General features: G+C 48.0%; 9 protein-coding genes. All 9 read right to left on the bottom strand.

All coding sequences use genetic code 11. The annotated features are described in order from the left end of the window. Positions 1–194: 194 nt before the first annotated feature. The gene (locus tag NSS83_RS16875; protein ID WP_036699238.1) at positions 195–917 is read right to left on the bottom strand and encodes a response regulator transcription factor; all 723 of its coding nucleotides are present in this window, start codon (positions 915–917) and stop codon (positions 195–197) included. A gap of 4 nt (positions 918–921) precedes the next feature. Continuing rightward, positions 922–2,079: a sensor histidine kinase gene (locus tag NSS83_RS16880; RefSeq protein ID WP_036699270.1), complete on the bottom strand. Its 1,158-nt coding sequence runs from the start codon at positions 2,077–2,079 to the stop codon at positions 922–924. Positions 2,080–2,136: 57 nt separating this feature from the next. After that, positions 2,137–4,851: a stalk domain-containing protein gene (locus NSS83_RS16885; RefSeq protein ID WP_341185191.1), complete on the bottom strand. Its 2,715-nt coding sequence runs from the start codon at positions 4,849–4,851 to the stop codon at positions 2,137–2,139. A gap of 249 nt (positions 4,852–5,100) precedes the next feature. Continuing rightward, on the bottom strand, positions 5,101–9,138 hold the full coding sequence (locus NSS83_RS16890; protein WP_341348691.1) for an Ig-like domain-containing protein: 4,038 nt from the start codon (positions 9,136–9,138) through the stop codon (positions 5,101–5,103). Between the two features lie 218 nt (positions 9,139–9,356). Continuing rightward, complete coding sequence (gene metK, locus NSS83_RS16895; RefSeq protein WP_341348692.1) at positions 9,357–10,559, bottom strand: methionine adenosyltransferase; 1,203 nt, start codon at positions 10,557–10,559, stop codon at positions 9,357–9,359. A 203-nt stretch (positions 10,560–10,762) separates the two neighbouring features. Then, on the bottom strand, positions 10,763–11,035 hold the full coding sequence (locus tag NSS83_RS16900; RefSeq protein ID WP_341183621.1) for an alpha/beta-type small acid-soluble spore protein: 273 nt from the start codon (positions 11,033–11,035) through the stop codon (positions 10,763–10,765). A gap of 189 nt (positions 11,036–11,224) precedes the next feature. Next, positions 11,225–11,785: a hypothetical protein gene (locus NSS83_RS16905; protein WP_341348693.1), complete on the bottom strand. Its 561-nt coding sequence runs from the start codon at positions 11,783–11,785 to the stop codon at positions 11,225–11,227. Positions 11,786–11,875: 90 nt separating this feature from the next. After that, a complete protein-coding gene (locus tag NSS83_RS16910) occupies positions 11,876–14,737 on the bottom strand; it encodes an Ig-like domain-containing protein (protein ID WP_341348694.1) in 2,862 nt (953 codons plus the stop codon). Between the two features lie 591 nt (positions 14,738–15,328). After that, on the bottom strand, positions 15,329–15,670 hold the full coding sequence (locus tag NSS83_RS16915) for a hypothetical protein (RefSeq protein WP_339220749.1): 342 nt from the start codon (positions 15,668–15,670) through the stop codon (positions 15,329–15,331). Positions 15,671–15,682 lie beyond the last annotated feature (12 nt).

A 15,682-nucleotide genomic window follows, 5' to 3' on the forward strand; every position in this document is an offset into this window, starting at 1 on the left:
GCCCACTAGCGCGGGAGCCTCTCCCGCCAGTTTAACTTAGGGTACATATTTAAGTTAGCATTTTGCAAAATTCGAATAGAGTGCGGACTGAAACAATACTATGGCTGCAGCTCGCGGCTGCATACAAGTTATGTACCGTTTATAAGGATCATTAGGATTCTCCAAAACGCTCAGTTAAAAGTTTATGAGGGAAGCTATAAAGTTACCCAGCCATATTTGATAGAATTAATTACAGCCTGCGTGCGGTCATCCACTTCCATCTTTTGCAGAATACTGCTGACATGGTTTTTGACCGTCTTCTCACTGATAAACAGATACTCCCCGATCATCTTGTTGCTCTTGCCCTCTGCCATCAAGCGAAGCACCTCTGCCTCACGGCGGGTCAGCGGATTGTTATCGCCTGCAACGAATTTGACACCGGCTTCCTTCACAGCCGTCTCGGCCATAGCGCCAGTCTCGTTAAGGTATGTCATACGCCGCAGCTGATTAATCAGCTTGCCGGTCACCTTCGGATGGATAAAAGCATGTCCTTCGCATACAGAGCGGATCGCATTAATCAGCGACTCGGCTTCCATATCCTTCAGCAGGTATCCGTTCGCCCCCTTACGCAGCGTCTCAAACACGTAGCTTTCATCATCATGAATCGAGAGGATAATCACTTTGACATCCGGGAACATTTCACGGAGCTTTTGCGTAGCCTCCACGCCGTTCTCAATGGGCATATTGATATCCATCAGCACGATATCCGGCTTGTTGCCGTTGCAGAATTCAAGCACCTGGATGCCGTCCCCGCATTCGCCTATGACCTCGATGTCATCCTCCATATTCAAAATACGCTTAAGCCCTTCACGAAACAATTGATGATCATCGGCCAAAAGAACTTTAATGGGCGCTTTGCCAGAGTTTTGGTTCTCCATCACATTACTCCTTTCCCTTTTCCACATTCGTCGGAATGTGAATTACGATTGTTGTGCCCTGGTTCTCGGCTGACTGTATTTCCATTCTTCCCTCCAGCAATTCCACGCGTTCGCGCATACCCACCAGACCGAAGCTTTCCCGGTTGGCTTGTTCACTGATTTTTTTCACATTGAAGCCTAAGCCATTGTCTTTCACGACAATCTTGATCAATTGAGCCTGATAAGTAATCTCCACCAGCACGTAACTCGGATAAGCATGCTTCGCCGCATTGGACAGACCCTCCTGCACCAGCCGGTATACCGCCGCTTCCATCGCTGAGGACAAACGGTGCTCCTTCCCCCTGGTTTCAAAAGAGGTACGGATTTTCGTCTTCTCCTCATAATCATGCACATACTTCCGCAGAGTCGGAATCAGCCCCAAATCATCAAGCGCCATCGGACGCAGGTTGAAAATCACCTTGCGCATTTCTTCCAGGCTGTATCTTACCTGCCCCTTTAAGTCTATTACTTCGGCTTGTACCAACCCAAATTCCTGCTTTACCAGCATTCTTTCTACAATTTCCGTCCTTAGGACTAGATTCGCCAGCATTTGAGCAGGACCGTCATGAATTTCCCGGGCAATTCTTTTCCGTTCCTCTTCCTGAGCCAGGATTATTTTGAGTCCGATCATCTGGCGGTTCTTCGCAGATTCGACAATTCGCGTCACTTGACCTAGTTCTCCGGACAGATATTCCAGGACAACGCTCATTTGCGAACCAATCGATTCGGCACGCTCTACAGAATTTTCGACACTGCGAACCCGCATTTGCAGTTCATCGCGTCTGTTCCGCAGATAGGCCTCCCTCTCCCTCGTCATCATCAGCTCCAGCTGCAGCTCCGTCGCCTTCTCATAGGCAATCCGGATATCCTTCTCCGTGTAGCGGACAAAATCCCGGCTGACCTCTGTCAGCCGGATCCGGGAGCGGTGGTACTGCTGCTCCAGCTTGTCTACCTTTTGCAATGTTTCATCCGTTTCTTCCATAACCCGCTGCAGCTCTTTGTTGAGTGCAGCAAGCTCATCCCGTGCCACCTGCAATATTTCGAATATCTGATACTTGCTGCTCTCCATCACGTCGATGGTGTTCTTAATCACCCGATCTATTGCATCGGCCTGAAATTCCACGGATGCTTGCCCCATTTCTATCGAATCGTATTAAAGGCTTTCCTTTATACTAACATATCACGATTCGATAGTTACGGTCTTAGTGTTCTGTTCCCATTTTACAGTGAGTCCGAGCTGTTCTGTCACGAGTCTGAGCGGTACTAAAGTCCTGGCATTCAGGATCATAGGTGCTACTTCAGCACTCTGCCGCTTCCCGTTCAGTACGAATTCCTTCTTGTTCACGGTCAGATCCAGCGCCTTGGCGCCGCGAAGGACCATAATCTTCTTGGTCTTCGCATCCCAGACCGCATTGCCGCCGAACGCATCCAGTACATATTTTATCGGCACATACGTACTGCCGTCCTTCACAATCGGTGCGACATCAATCGGCCGTTTGGTGCCGTTAACCGTCATTGCCTTGCCGCCAATGCTCATCGCTGCCGTCCCTTTAGGCAGTCCCGCCTCACTGGAGAGCGATGGCATCACGAAGGAAATATTATCAAAGGCCACTGTCCCTGTCTTGGCCCGTTCATCCTGGCCTTCTTCTACATTTACCACGTAAAGTCTCTTAAGGGAAGCTGGGAATTTAATCCCTGAGCCGGACAGATCGATATTAAGCGTCTTCCAGCCGTTCCAGTCGATAACTTTTGCCAAATCAATATAGGCCGTCTTTCCGCTGGCATCCGTCAGTTCGGCACGCATCCAGTTCAGGCTCATGTCCCCCATCACATCGACTGACATTGAGGTTGCTGCCGCCGGAATATCCTTGCCCTTTGTTCCGTTGAACTGGGCGTATGCGTACATTTTCCCGGTGCCTGCACTCATATCATAGCTAAGCGATAACACCTTCGAGCCTGCACGCTCTGCGCTGCCCGCAACTACTGCTGCTGTTCCAGTGACGCCTGCCGCATTGGTAGTGAATGCGAACGGATAATTGGCATTCTCGAAATCCTCCCAAGCCGTAGCAGCCGCAGTAGACAAGACAACTGCCGTACTGAAGCCGTCATAGCGGGCAATCGCATATCCGGTAGTTACGCCAGGATCGACAGCCTCCACCTTAAGCTTGCCATCTCCCACACTTCCTTTGAAGCCGATAAACTCCCACTTCAGTGCGGTTGCCGGAACAGCTATCGTTGCCCCGCTCTTCGACACTGCGCTAACCGGAACTGATACAGTGGCCCCTGCTTGCAGCGGTGCAGTTGCTGTACCTGCAATCAGGCTGGACAAATCTTCTCCGCCCAGAACGGTGACCTCGGTCTCCGCACTCGCTGTTCCGCTGGTCGCCTTCAGCTTGACGGTTCCCGGCTTGACGGCCGTGGCTTCGCCTGCATTCACAGTTACACTGCCGCCGCTTGCGGTCCAGGACGGATTAGCCGCTGCTACATCCACCGGATTGTAGTACGTATCATAGCCCTTCAGAGTGTATGTGGCCTTTTGTCCGATTAACAATACCGAACTGCCGCTGATCTTGATCCCTTTCACTTCACCTTGCGGAGCAGAAGTATATACCCCCACGCCGTTAACGATTGTGCGCTGCTCCTTGCCGTATTCGGTATTGAAGGTAAGTGTAGTCGAGGTTTCAGCCAGCGGGCGGTCCACCATCGTTGTAGAGCCCCCTCCGTCCAGATTTATCCCTTTCCACACCCCGATATTCGTCATGAAGGATTGCAGCTCTGTCAGCGACAGACCCGCACTATTGCTATTCTTCTCGGCTGCAATGACATACACATATCTGCCATCCTGCGAATACCCCAGCGCTGTACGCGCCCGGTACCCGCCAATGCTGCTTGTAGAACGGGAGAACGACGACGCCTTGCCGTTATTGACCAAAATGGTATGTCCGCCGATCATCATCTGCAGCGTAGAAGGATCGAGCTCCTGCTGGGTGGTTTTGGAACGAAGCTTGTAAGCGCTGCTTAGCTTCTGTCCTACAACCAGATGGGCTTTAACGAACTGGGCAGCCAGCCCGTGCGTCCGCAGAATATAAGCCCCTTTGGGCACGGTCACCGGCAGAGCCGAATCCAGCGAGATCTGGGTAATGACATCATTCTCTACCAGCACCTCTGTCGGTGTAGTAGAGCTGCCCTTAGGGCGTTCCAGCGCTGTCCATGCATCTGTATAGATATAAGCAGCGTTAGCGTGACTGTAAGTCGAACTGCCGCCTTCGGGATTGTAGGCCCCTTTGTTGATGCCGGACAGCGGGAACTGGGAGCCATCCTCTGCGGTCAGCATCCCCTCAAATGTATATTCATCAATGATAGGTTTACGGTCCTTGGTTACTGCAAAAGCGTACATTCCGTTCAGCTGTGAAGGAGTAGACACCAGCACACCGCCGGATACCTGACCGCCGATCGGTGCACCTTCTCCGCCAGTATTGAAGTAATCCCCGTTCACCGCCGCGACTGCTCCTGTCTCCGCCGCCATGCCCCCGGTGCTCTGCCGTGTCGTCAGATTCCCGCCTTTGCCGGTCATTACATCCAGAGAGACGTACGGATTATTCAGATCGACACGAATGACGCTGGCCAGTCCTGTCGCACTCTTACCGGAACGCACCGTGGTAAATTTATATTTCATCATCATCGCCCCGGAAGTGATAACCTCTTCACTAAGCTTCGTCGCCGAGAAGGACGCTGCTGCTTGTGCTACCGGTGCAGGGCCTGCGCCCAGCCATCCTGCACCTTCACTCCCGACAACAGGCATGATCCAGATTACACCCGCCAGAGATGCAGCAATCCATTTTTTAGCAGGCGACCATTGATTTCCCCGTGTTTGCTCTGTACTCTTTTTCCCCATGAAAAGCTCATTCATTTCAGTGTAACTCTCCCATCTATTTGTACTCTTCTACCTCGCTATCAAGACCTGGATATCAGTTCATAGTAATAGACTATACCTTTAATAGACTGAATTCAGCTCGAAAAGTTGCGAAAATTGGAGAGAAGTAGCAGGTTTTACCGGCTGGGCGGAGCCACTGTGGTGCTGGATGTGCAGACAAAAAAACACCCGGCCTAAGGGCCGGATGCTCTGCTTAACGATACAGTTCACTTACAAATAGCCTGCCGATTTCAGCATCCGCTGCAGCATAACCGCAGCCTGCCCTCTGGTAGCATTGCCTTGCGGCTGGAATTGTGTGGTGCTGATTCCCTGAATGATCCCCGCCTTGACCGCCTTGGCTACAAATTCAATACTCTGGCTCAGAATTCTCGCCCGGTCCTTGAACGGGCTAAGCGTATCCATCACCGATGCGCTTAACGTTACAGGTTGCCCCGTATACTCCAGAGCCCTCACCATCATAATCGCCATCTGCTCACGGGTAATCTTATCCTCCGCACGGAAGGTCCCGTCCGTGTTGCCGTTGATGATGCCGGCTTTGGCGGCAGCGCCGATATAATTGCCCATTTGACTGGATGACTGCACATCTGAGAAGCGTTGCGCTGTCACGCTATCCCCTAGCAGACCTAGCCCTCTGCTCAGCATTACAGAAAATTCGCCCCGGGTGATGGCTTGGTCCGGCTTGTACTGGCTGCCATAGCTGTTGTCGATGATATTCTTGGCTGCCAGTTCAGAAACAGCCGTATTACTCCAGTGAGTTGCAATATCCGCAAAAGAACGCGTGGAAGAAAATGCTCCAACGATCTGATTTCCGCTGGTTAATGCACGCATTACTTTGTAAGTTCCTTTGGTAATGCTCGTTGTAGGCAGATACGCTGCATCGTAATAGGATTGGTCTAACCTTGCTACAGAAGTCTGCTCACTGCTATTGGGACTTGTTGTCCGGATCATATACTTCCCTGGTAAGCTAAGCGCAGTCTCATTCGCGTAATTTCCTGTTACAGATGCTGCCAGCCGAAGATCAGCCAAAGGCGTTATACTGGTTAGCCCCTGTGTCTGAAATCTTTGGACGAATGGAGCAAACGCCTCAGACGGCATTTTCTCTATGCGATAGATAAGAGAAATATTGCTGCCGGTTGTATTTAGACTGGCTACGATTCCGTTGAGGTCTATTTTACCGAGATCAACACTATAGATCTGATCCCCATAACGAATACCAAATGATGAAGCCTTGTTTCGGTTGAACGCATCCATGAGTGGCTGTAGAGGTACAGTAACATAGGCTGCCAATTCGGTGGAAGGCACTTCAAACACTAGTGAAGCCGTGCCCTGAGCGTTTAAATACATATAACTGGCTGCCAGCTTATCTGCATTAAGACTGTATCTTTTCACATCCTGACTGTAGATTGAGCGGTCTGCTGCGATTACGGCGGAGTCAATCTTCAGTAGCGGGATTGCGTCTCCAAACTCGCTTGCCTCCAAGGTCCCCAGATAAGCTGGACGGTTCGCATCTGTTGGCACAGCAGCCGCCACACCTCCAGTAAGGTTCTTCACCGGAAGCTGCGAGAACGAAGCGAGTGCATTTCCGTTAAGATCCTTAATGAAGGATGTCCCCGTAGTATAGGATAAGTCAACTGTCTGCCCGCTGGCCGCAGACTCAGTCAGCATTAGTTTGAGGACATTGCCTGTTAGGGTATAGTTCTGCACCAGGGTATTTGTGCTGTTCAACCTGACGGCAAACTGCGAAGTACTCAGTGCAGAAGAAGTCAGCATACTTTGGACAAAAGTTACCGTCAGCTCATTACCGTTCACTGTTGCGCTGCTGATCTCCGATACTGTGATATCGCTCAGATCAACCGGCTTCAGGTCCACATACACAGCCCGGTTGCCGTTAAGATCAGTTAAGCCTTTTACGCCGGGGACATAGGAGACTGTTACAATTTGACCAGCTACCAGGTTATTTTGAAGTGTTAATGTCACACTGCTTCCACGTACTGCAACATTGGTGACGTAATTTGGGCTACCTCCCACCAGGACCGAGAACTGGCTGTTCATCGGAAGGTTGCTGTCAGATAACCCCTCATTGTAGTTCATTGTAATTTTCTTTCCTCCGCCCGTCGCATTCTGGAACACGGGCGGCACATTATCATTACTATTGCGGATGTTAAACTCTGCGAAATTCGCAATATTCTGTCCCAGAGAACTAACCAGCGGATAGGAACCGGCGTAGTAGGATACCCGGACCGACTCCGAATTGCCCACCTCAGAGCCTACAGTTAAATATAGGGTGTTGCCGCTGATACTGATAGAATTCACCCCAAGCGAGTAGCCGTCAGTCGTGACTACAAACTGCTCATAGGCATATGAAGAGACCGGTTTGAGCGTATCATTGAAGGTCAGTGTCACTGTTCTGCCGGTGATTCTGCCTTCTTTGGGCGTAGGGAGCGCAGATTCTATAGTGTTGATGATCTGCTGTCCAGAAAAGGTGGCTGCAGCATTCCCGCTTGTATCCTGAATGGTCCGCACACCGCCGGTATAGCTGGTTTTTACATTCTGGCCTACAGCGATGCCTGTGCTAATCACTACAAATACACTGTCCCCTTGAATATAAGCATTTTCAATGTTCCGGGTTTCCTCATTGACGGTTACCCCGAAGCTGGAAGCCAGCAGAGCCACAGAAGCGTTAAGCGGCTCATTATACCTCAGGCGGATCGTCCGGTTGTTCTCCAGCACTGCACTCGTCAGAGATGGCGGAGTCTTATCTATGGCTACAGTGCGGAAGCTCCATGACTTGGTGCCGCTTAATCCCTCATACTGTACGCTGGGGTCTGCTGCATCCGTGAACGTCCCTTTGGCGATGTCAATATAATAGATCGTATCCGATTCCAATGCTGCTGTCGGCTTGATTAAAAATTCCTTGGCAGAGGCGCCCTGCTGAACTGTCGCTGCCACTTTAGATCCATTGCTTTTGTACAGAACTACCCCGTTCGTGACGGTGCTATTATAAACAACATCCCGGTTGAAATTAACTGCAATTGTCTTGGAAATATCTACCGCCTCACTGCGGTCCGCTGGGGATAATGCGGCTACAGACAGACTTGTTAATGAAGCTGTTGTAAATGTCCAGGAGTACGGACCTGAAGCCGGAAAGAGATGCCCATCCTGATCATAAAAAGCCCCCTGCGGTATAGTCACTGTATATAGTGTGCCGCTCAATAGCGGTGAAGCTGCGGAGGCTGGCAACAGAGTAATTGTCGAGCTTCCCCCACCGGTAACATTCGTTGAATTGACATTCAGCCATCTTGTTCTAGGGTCCCCTGCACCTGGAGCGACCGAGATCACTCCAGAAGCCGGACTCATCGGGCGGTCGAAGTACAGCTTAAGTGCTCCAGTGACCGATGCACCAAAAGAGGCGTTTGCCGGAGCCGTAGATGCAGAGATAGTCCCCGTGCCGATCGTAGAAAAGCTCCAGCCGCTGCCGCTGGCTATCCCCTGATAGGTTGTATTATTAGCATCCTTGAATGCATAAGCGTCGATAAGCACATAATAATTCCCGCCGGACGCAAGCTTATTAGCCAGTGTCAGCGTCACCGTTGTCGAGGAATCTGCACTCTGGAAGGCTACACCAGGTTCTCCATCTCTGATCGCAAACTCTTGTATAACCGCGTTATCCGCTGCCGAGAGCAGCCTGACGCCGCCTCCTCCGGCTGTAAGGACTCCAGATAAGCGTATACTCAGCTCCGTTAAGCTACTCGCCTCTACCCTGGAATTGATGGCAGGAGTCATGCTACTTGCTGTAATCGCCGGATTCACCTCCGGGGCCGTCGTGAACTTCCAGGTTGTTGCTGCTGACTCATTGCCTGCACTATCCTTGAACAGCCCCTTAGGCACACTCACGCTATATGTTTTGTAGGGAGCAAATTTAAGACTGGAGCCTAGCTTGATTTCGTAGCTTGCCGAGTTTCCGATTAGCCCTGCACTCCCGATTGCAATTTCCGTAAATACCGTTTCGGCATTTACATCTGTAATGGTGATTTTCCCGGCTTGCGGGATCACCTGGCGGTCAAAGCTAAGCCCCAGCGAAGCCCCGGTATTTACAAAAGCAGACCCGTTCGCAGGAGAAATGCTGATTCCGAATTCCGAAGCGGCGTATACCGCTGATGTATGTATGCCGATAGCCGGACTGCCCAGACCAAGCAGCAGATGACCTGCAATAATAATCGCTGTGCCTATTCTTACCTTCTTTTTCATTCCTGATAAAGCTCCCTTCAGCCCCTCGAGCGTTTCTTATATACTGTTATATTCGGCTAAAGGGCTTCCAAAGTTTAGAAGATGACAGCTAAGAGTACGTCGGCTTGCTTTTTCCATAAAAAAAAGCCCATATAATCCCCCCTGATGAGGGGTACTATATAGGCATGATTATGATTTGATGGCATTATGCAAACTAGCTCAATTCATTTGCTGTACTTTTAGATCCCGGACTGGACTTTTAACAAATCCGCCTTATCCACGCGTTCCCAAGGAAGGTCCACATCAGTACGGCCAAAATGTCCATAAGCAGCAGTCTGTCTATAGATAGGTTTACGCAGATCCAGCATCGAGATGATTCCTGCCGGACGAAGATCAAAGTTATCGCTGATCAGCTGAACCAGCTTCTCCTCACTAATCTTCCCCGTCCCATATGTATCTACATTGATTGATACAGGGTTTGCAACACCGATAGCATACGCCAATTGAATCTCGCACTTGTCAGCAAGGCCGGCAGCGACCAGATTCTTCGCTACATAACGGGCAGCATAGGCTGCTGAACGGTCCACTTTGGTCGGATCTTTACCGGAGAAGGCTCCGCCGCCATGACGGGCATAACCGCCATATGTATCTACAATAATCTTACGTCCAGTCAGACCGGCATCTCCCTGAGGACCACCAATAACAAAACGCCCAGTAGGATTAATGAAATATTTAGTGGCCTCATCCAGTAGTTCAGCTGGAACAACCGGAAGAATGACATGCTCTTTGATGTCTGCCTGAATTTGCTCAAGGGTGATTTCTTCTGCATGCTGGGTAGATACGACGATCGTGTCCACACGCAACGGCTTGTCGCCCTGGTACTCAATCGTAACCTGGGTTTTTCCATCCGGACGCAGATATTTCAAAGTTCCATCTTTACGGACTTCCGCCAGACGACGGGCAATTCGGTGGGACAGGGCAATCGGTAGAGGCATGAGCTCAGGCGTCTCATTCGTAGCGAACCCGAACATTAGACCTTGGTCACCGGCACCAATGTTAGCAGTCTCTTCAGCTAATGATGCAGGATCACGGTGCTCAAGAGCAGCATTTACACCTTGGGCAATATCTGCCGATTGCTCGTTCAACGAGCTAAGGACGGCACAAGTATTATAGTCAAAACCAAACTTCGCGCGGGTATAGCCAATTTCCTTAATAGTATTACGTACGATTGCCGGAATATCCACATATTCAGACTTGGTGCTAATTTCCCCGATGACAAGCACGAGACCTGTTGCTACAGCTACCTCACAAGCTACACGGGCATTAGGATCGTTAGCAAGAAATGCATCTAGTACCGCGTCGGATATCTGATCACAGATTTTATCGGGGTGTCCCTCCGTTACGGACTCAGAAGTAAACAGATGACGCCCTTTGATCGACATATACAACAACCTCCCATATTGTTGATCTGACACTGTATTCAAGGGGGCTCCCTAGTAGAAAACAGGCCAAATATAAGTAGTAGAATAATAATGGCCAATGCCTGTTTTATTCAAAAAATGAACCTTTTCCGAATGGAAAAGGTCTACGGCCTTCCTCAAAGGTCATATTATCTTATTTACCGGTGGCTGTCAATTGAAGCCAGTTATGCGAAAAGCGACTGCTCGGCCTGTTTGATCAACCGCTTTGTGATTTCCCCGCCAACAGATCCATTATCTCTGGAACTAAGATGTCCCAGATACGGCGTTCCTCCAGAAACCCCTGATCCACCTATGGTCCCCAGCTCAGAAGCAAACTCCGTGTCCATTCCACCACCGTACGAAGCTCCATATAATCCGAATTCAGAAGCAATTTCATATTGCATTTGTTTCAGCATTGCCCGGCTCTCTGGTACCACTGTGCGATTTGTACGTGCCATGTTACAGCACCTCCTGCGAATTTTTTTAAGATTACAGGTGGTATTGTGTACGAATTCCAAGGGCCTAAGTCGGCTCAATGTTTGTCAGCTGTGGGAATGAGTTCCGGGGTATAATGTTGTCCAATATAGGGCATTCTTTATATAGAAAGAAAAATGTCGATTGAAGTGAACTTTAACACAAGCTGTTGTTTATTTAAGAGTATATGCACCACGGACCATAACAACGATCTTCATCGTCTGACCGTCCTGTACAGCGATCCCACGTCCATCCCGCGGGAAAGATAACAAATGATTCGTAGGCGCAGCGACACCATTCGCCAAATCGACACCATCCGTCAAGTCAGCTACCCCATTAGCATCTTGGGAATAAATAACCGCTTTGCCGGCGCGAACAATAAATTCTGCACCCGCCCCGGCAATCAGGGTTTGTCCAGGTTTCACATCAACGATTTCGCTGGCATTGCCTGTATCACCCGAACCGGAAGCCGGCGCTTTGGTAGGAGCTGTGGTTGCAGCCGGTGCATTAGTCGCAGTAGCAGCCGGAGCCTGAGTAGGAGGAGTAAAAGTCCCACCCTGCAAAGCCTTCTGGATCTGTTGGTCCACATAGCTCTTAGTAACCACCGGGTCCTCAGCCGTTCCTGGCTGTGATCCAACACCGGCGCCTTCAGCCGTTAAGTTAAGCATGGAGCCTGCCCACAGGCCACCTGCCAGCAGCACTGCTGACATCGTAACTTTCCAAGCGGTCTTCAAATGTGATTCCTCCTCATAGTGGGATAAATGGCTATAAAAAAAGAATAGCCTCCGAAGAGGCTATTCTTTGCTTCGTTAAGGAAGCTTAAATTATTTACCGTTCAGTTCTGCACCAGTAACGATTGGGTTACCAGTAGCGTCAACGATTTTGGAAGTATCTTTCACCTTCACAGTGATTTCGTTGATGTAGTTAGCGCTCAAGTCAAGCTTACCAGCAGTAGCATCCTTCACATAAGCAACAATGTTGCTTCCGTTAGAGTTGATGCTGCTTCCGAAGTAGAGAACTTCTGCACCTTGATATACGCCTGCTTTAACATCAAAGGTCACATAGTATTTGTTAACATCAGTACCGGATTCGATACGTTGTCCAACAACAGCTTCAGTGTCACTTACAGGGACATTGTTAATCTTGAATTCGAAGTTGGAAGAATCCAAGTTACGAGCGCCCTTAGCATCTGTTGGCAAGTTCTTGATTTGCTCAGAGAATTCAAGGATCAATGACTTTCCATCATTTGCTGCAACAGCAACCGATTTGAATGTTGGTTTCACTCTGTCAGTCAGGCTGATTGCAGTAGTAGATGCCACTACACCGTTACCCGCAGTATCAGCAATACCGCTAGCAACAAAGTTATAGTTTTTAGTTTCACTGATAGCTGATCCTGAGAACTGAACTACTGCAATTGCATCAGTTGGAGCAGTGTTTGGACCACTCAGGGTTTGAATAGTCACATATGCATCAGAAGGAAGAGCCTTGCTATCGAGAGTGTAGCTGTTAGGATCTCTCAAGCTGGAAACATTCAGACCACCAGCATCTTTAGCATATACATAAACTGTAACAGTGCTGTTGCTAAGCGTGCTATCATTGTGCTCTACTTTATAAATTTCTGGAGCTTTCTCATCAGTAGAAGCAGAAGCTCCTGTCAAGGACTGTACAGTCGCAGCCAGTGCATTCTTAGTGAAGGAATCATCTGTTACCAGGCCTTCAGGAATACGAAGGGTATGAGCACCAGTGAATTCTTTAGACACTTGATAAGTCAAAGTCTTCTTGTCGCTGGAAAGCACACCACTACCGGAAGCGATAGTTGTAGTAACAGCACCAGTAGAATCATTGATCAAAGTCAAAGTTTTACCAGCAGCTGGGGACAGTACTTTCTCAGAGAACTTGATAACAAGACCTCTGTTCGAGTAAGTTACACTAGTTACTGTTGGAGCAACTGTGTCTTTTGTGAAAGTAATAGCTTGGGACACAGGAGTACCCAGGGTATTACCAATGGTATCCTTAACATTTGCTCCGAACAAGATAGAACCAGTGAACGTAGTAGTGGACAATGAGCCCAGTGGTGATCTCAAAGTAATTGTTGCGCTATCAGAAGTATTTTCAATGGAGAACACACCTTTGCTTTCGCCATTAGCATCCAACAAACGAACGTTACCTACGAGAGAATCTTTGTTAAGTTTCTTGTCAAATACCACTTCAACATAACGATCACCTACTGGAGTTACACTCTTAATTACAGGAGCATTAACATCAGAAGTAACAGTTACAGATGTTTTAACTGGGTTTGGAGTAGCAACATTTCCAGCAAAGTCAGAAACGTTTGTCAGAGACACATCATAAGTTTGGCCACTAGTCAAAGTACCAGTAGTCAGAACGAAGGAATCATAAGTGTCGCGAGCTACGCTTGCAGCAGCACCATTCACATAAGCAATCAGACCAGACAGCTTAGTAGGTTCGCTCAATTTCACATAAACCTTATTAGTTGTAGACTTAGCAACAGCCGTAACAGAAGTTACAGTTGGAGCAACAACGTCAGCAACATTGATCAGGTCAGTGAATGCTGGAACTTCTTCATTACCTGTAGTTCTAACATCTTTACTTACAACTACAGTGTATTGACCTTTAAGGTAGTTAACTTCACCAGGTACTGTCAGAGTAGCTTCAGTGCCGTCAGCGTTAAATACAACTTCAGCATTGTCAACTACATTAGCAGTTGTCGATACTTTTACAACTTTAACTACATCATCAATCAATTTGCCATCAGAAACGATTGAGTCAGTTGCAATCTGACGATTGAACTTAACGACTACTTGTTTCGAGTTAGGAGCTGTTACGGAAACAACCTTAGGAGCCTGCAGAGTTACTTTTGCAGTGTAGTCCTTTTCAAGGTGTTTGAAGTTGATTGTTTGTTCAACGCCTGCTACCAGAGCAGTTGTCAACTCAACGTTTGCAGTAGTTTTGTCGGAGAAAGTTACAACTACTTTGGTTGGGCTTACTGCTTCAGCAGAAACTACAGTCAATGTAGGAGTTTTTCCGATTTGATCAGCTGCATAAGCTGTCTGTACTACCAGAGCACGGTCAGCATTAGATTTGAAGTTTACATCTTTAGCAATCAGACCAGCGTTGATAACTGCTTGTGCATAGCCTTTAGCCCATGCGGATGCACTGTTATCAGTTGTAGTAGGCTGTTCCAGTTTCAGAGCGCGGAACAATACTGCCGCAACTTCTTCAACTGTTACTTTACCGTTGTAGTTGAAGATGCCCTTAACTGTGTCTTGACCTTGCATCAAGCCTGCAGCTGTAACAGCTTCTACATAAGGTACAGTCCAGTTAGTAGCTGTGTAACCTTTGTCTTTGTAAGACAGCTTACCAGTTACTTCAGTAAGACCGAACAATTTAGTAACGATCTTAGCGAATTCACCGCGAGTCAGATCTTTTTCAAGGTGAGCCTGACCATCTGGGTATCCATTAAGAATACCTTTTGCTGCCAAAGCATCAAATGCTTGTTGTGGAGTTACCTTTGCTGTTTCACCAAATGCTACAGAGGCAAACATCGAGAATGCCATTGCTGTAGACAATGCTACGGATAAAATTTTCTTCATAACCTTTTTTTCTCCTCCTTGGACATTCATAAACTGGGAATTTTCTTTAGTTGTGTAGCTCATATCACTCATTTGTCGAGCACCCCCTTTCCCGAGTTGAGCAGATTAAGTATAAATAATGTCTGTGACGGGTATCACAGAAACTTGTAAACAGCTTCAAGGCATAGTAATACTAGATTCCTAATTCTACCTAAGTATTATACAATGTGCCTCTAGTCACGTAAAGCTAATTTTTCCATTTCGCAATGGGCAGTGCCTTCAGGGCATTCCGCAATTGCCTTGTGCAAGTGACTCTACACCTTAAACGCAGTAGTTTCAAAAAAGTTGCGCTTTGGTTAAAAAAACTTTTTATGCCCTGCTGTATTCCTGCCCCGATACTCTAGAAGATACAATATGTATGTTCTACTAACTATTGTTAATGTTGGGTGGCTACGGGAATCAGTATAGCATAGAGGCATTCCAAACGTCATTAAACAATATTTGTTAAGTTTACAAACAAATATTACATAATAAAAGTGATGTATTTGTTGATCAGCATTCGAGCTAATAAGTATATACCCACATTACAACAAGGTTAACACGTTCACAAATAAAATGAATATACATAAAGAAAGGCTGCCGAGAATCCTCAGCAGCCTTTCTTGCAACCTTGTAAATCCAGGACTAACGAATCTTCATGGATAGCTGTATCAATTCCTGGCGTTTCTCAGGACTTGCATTAACATTCTCATACATAGCATCAATCGCTGCGCGGTTCTCGCGGTAGCTCTTCTCATGTTTGATTGTGCTATGAGACCATTCAATCAAAGCATTCTCAGCAATGACCAGCTCGTTATACGCATCATGGAAGCCAGTTGCTTGAACAAGCTCTTCCATTACTTCCTGAGTGATCTCCTGCAGTGCCCGCTTCGCTGCAATTTCTTTTTCCATAACCTTTGCTCTATTCTCAAACATATTCTTTGCTTTCGTGTAATCCAATTGTGCTTTTGATAAAATCGGTTTCATCGATGGCTTTCT

Source organism: Paenibacillus sp. FSL H3-0469 (assembly GCF_038051945.1).
In the GTDB taxonomy this organism is placed as follows: domain Bacteria; phylum Bacillota; class Bacilli; order Paenibacillales; family Paenibacillaceae; genus Paenibacillus_AQ.

What these genes read in the sequence shown, in the direction of transcription:
- NSS83_RS16875 (WP_036699238.1), bottom strand. Translation starts at nt 917, where the DNA reads ATGGAGAACCAAAACTCTGGCAAAGCGCCCATTAAAGTTCTTTTGGCC.
- NSS83_RS16885 (WP_341185191.1), bottom strand. Translation starts at nt 4,851, where the DNA reads ATGGGGAAAAAGAGTACAGAGCAAACACGGGGAAATCAATGGTCGCCT.
- NSS83_RS16890 (WP_341348691.1), bottom strand. Translation starts at nt 9,138, where the DNA reads ATGAAAAAGAAGGTAAGAATAGGCACAGCGATTATTATTGCAGGTCAT.
- metK (WP_341348692.1), bottom strand. Translation starts at nt 10,559, where the DNA reads ATGTCGATCAAAGGGCGTCATCTGTTTACTTCTGAGTCCGTAACGGAG.
- NSS83_RS16900 (WP_341183621.1), bottom strand. Translation starts at nt 11,035, where the DNA reads ATGGCACGTACAAATCGCACAGTGGTACCAGAGAGCCGGGCAATGCTG.
- NSS83_RS16910 (WP_341348694.1), bottom strand. Translation starts at nt 14,737, where the DNA reads ATGAGTGATATGAGCTACACAACTAAAGAAAATTCCCAGTTTATGAAT.
- NSS83_RS16915 (WP_339220749.1), bottom strand. Translation starts at nt 15,670, where the DNA reads ATGAAACCGATTTTATCAAAAGCACAATTGGATTACACGAAAGCAAAG.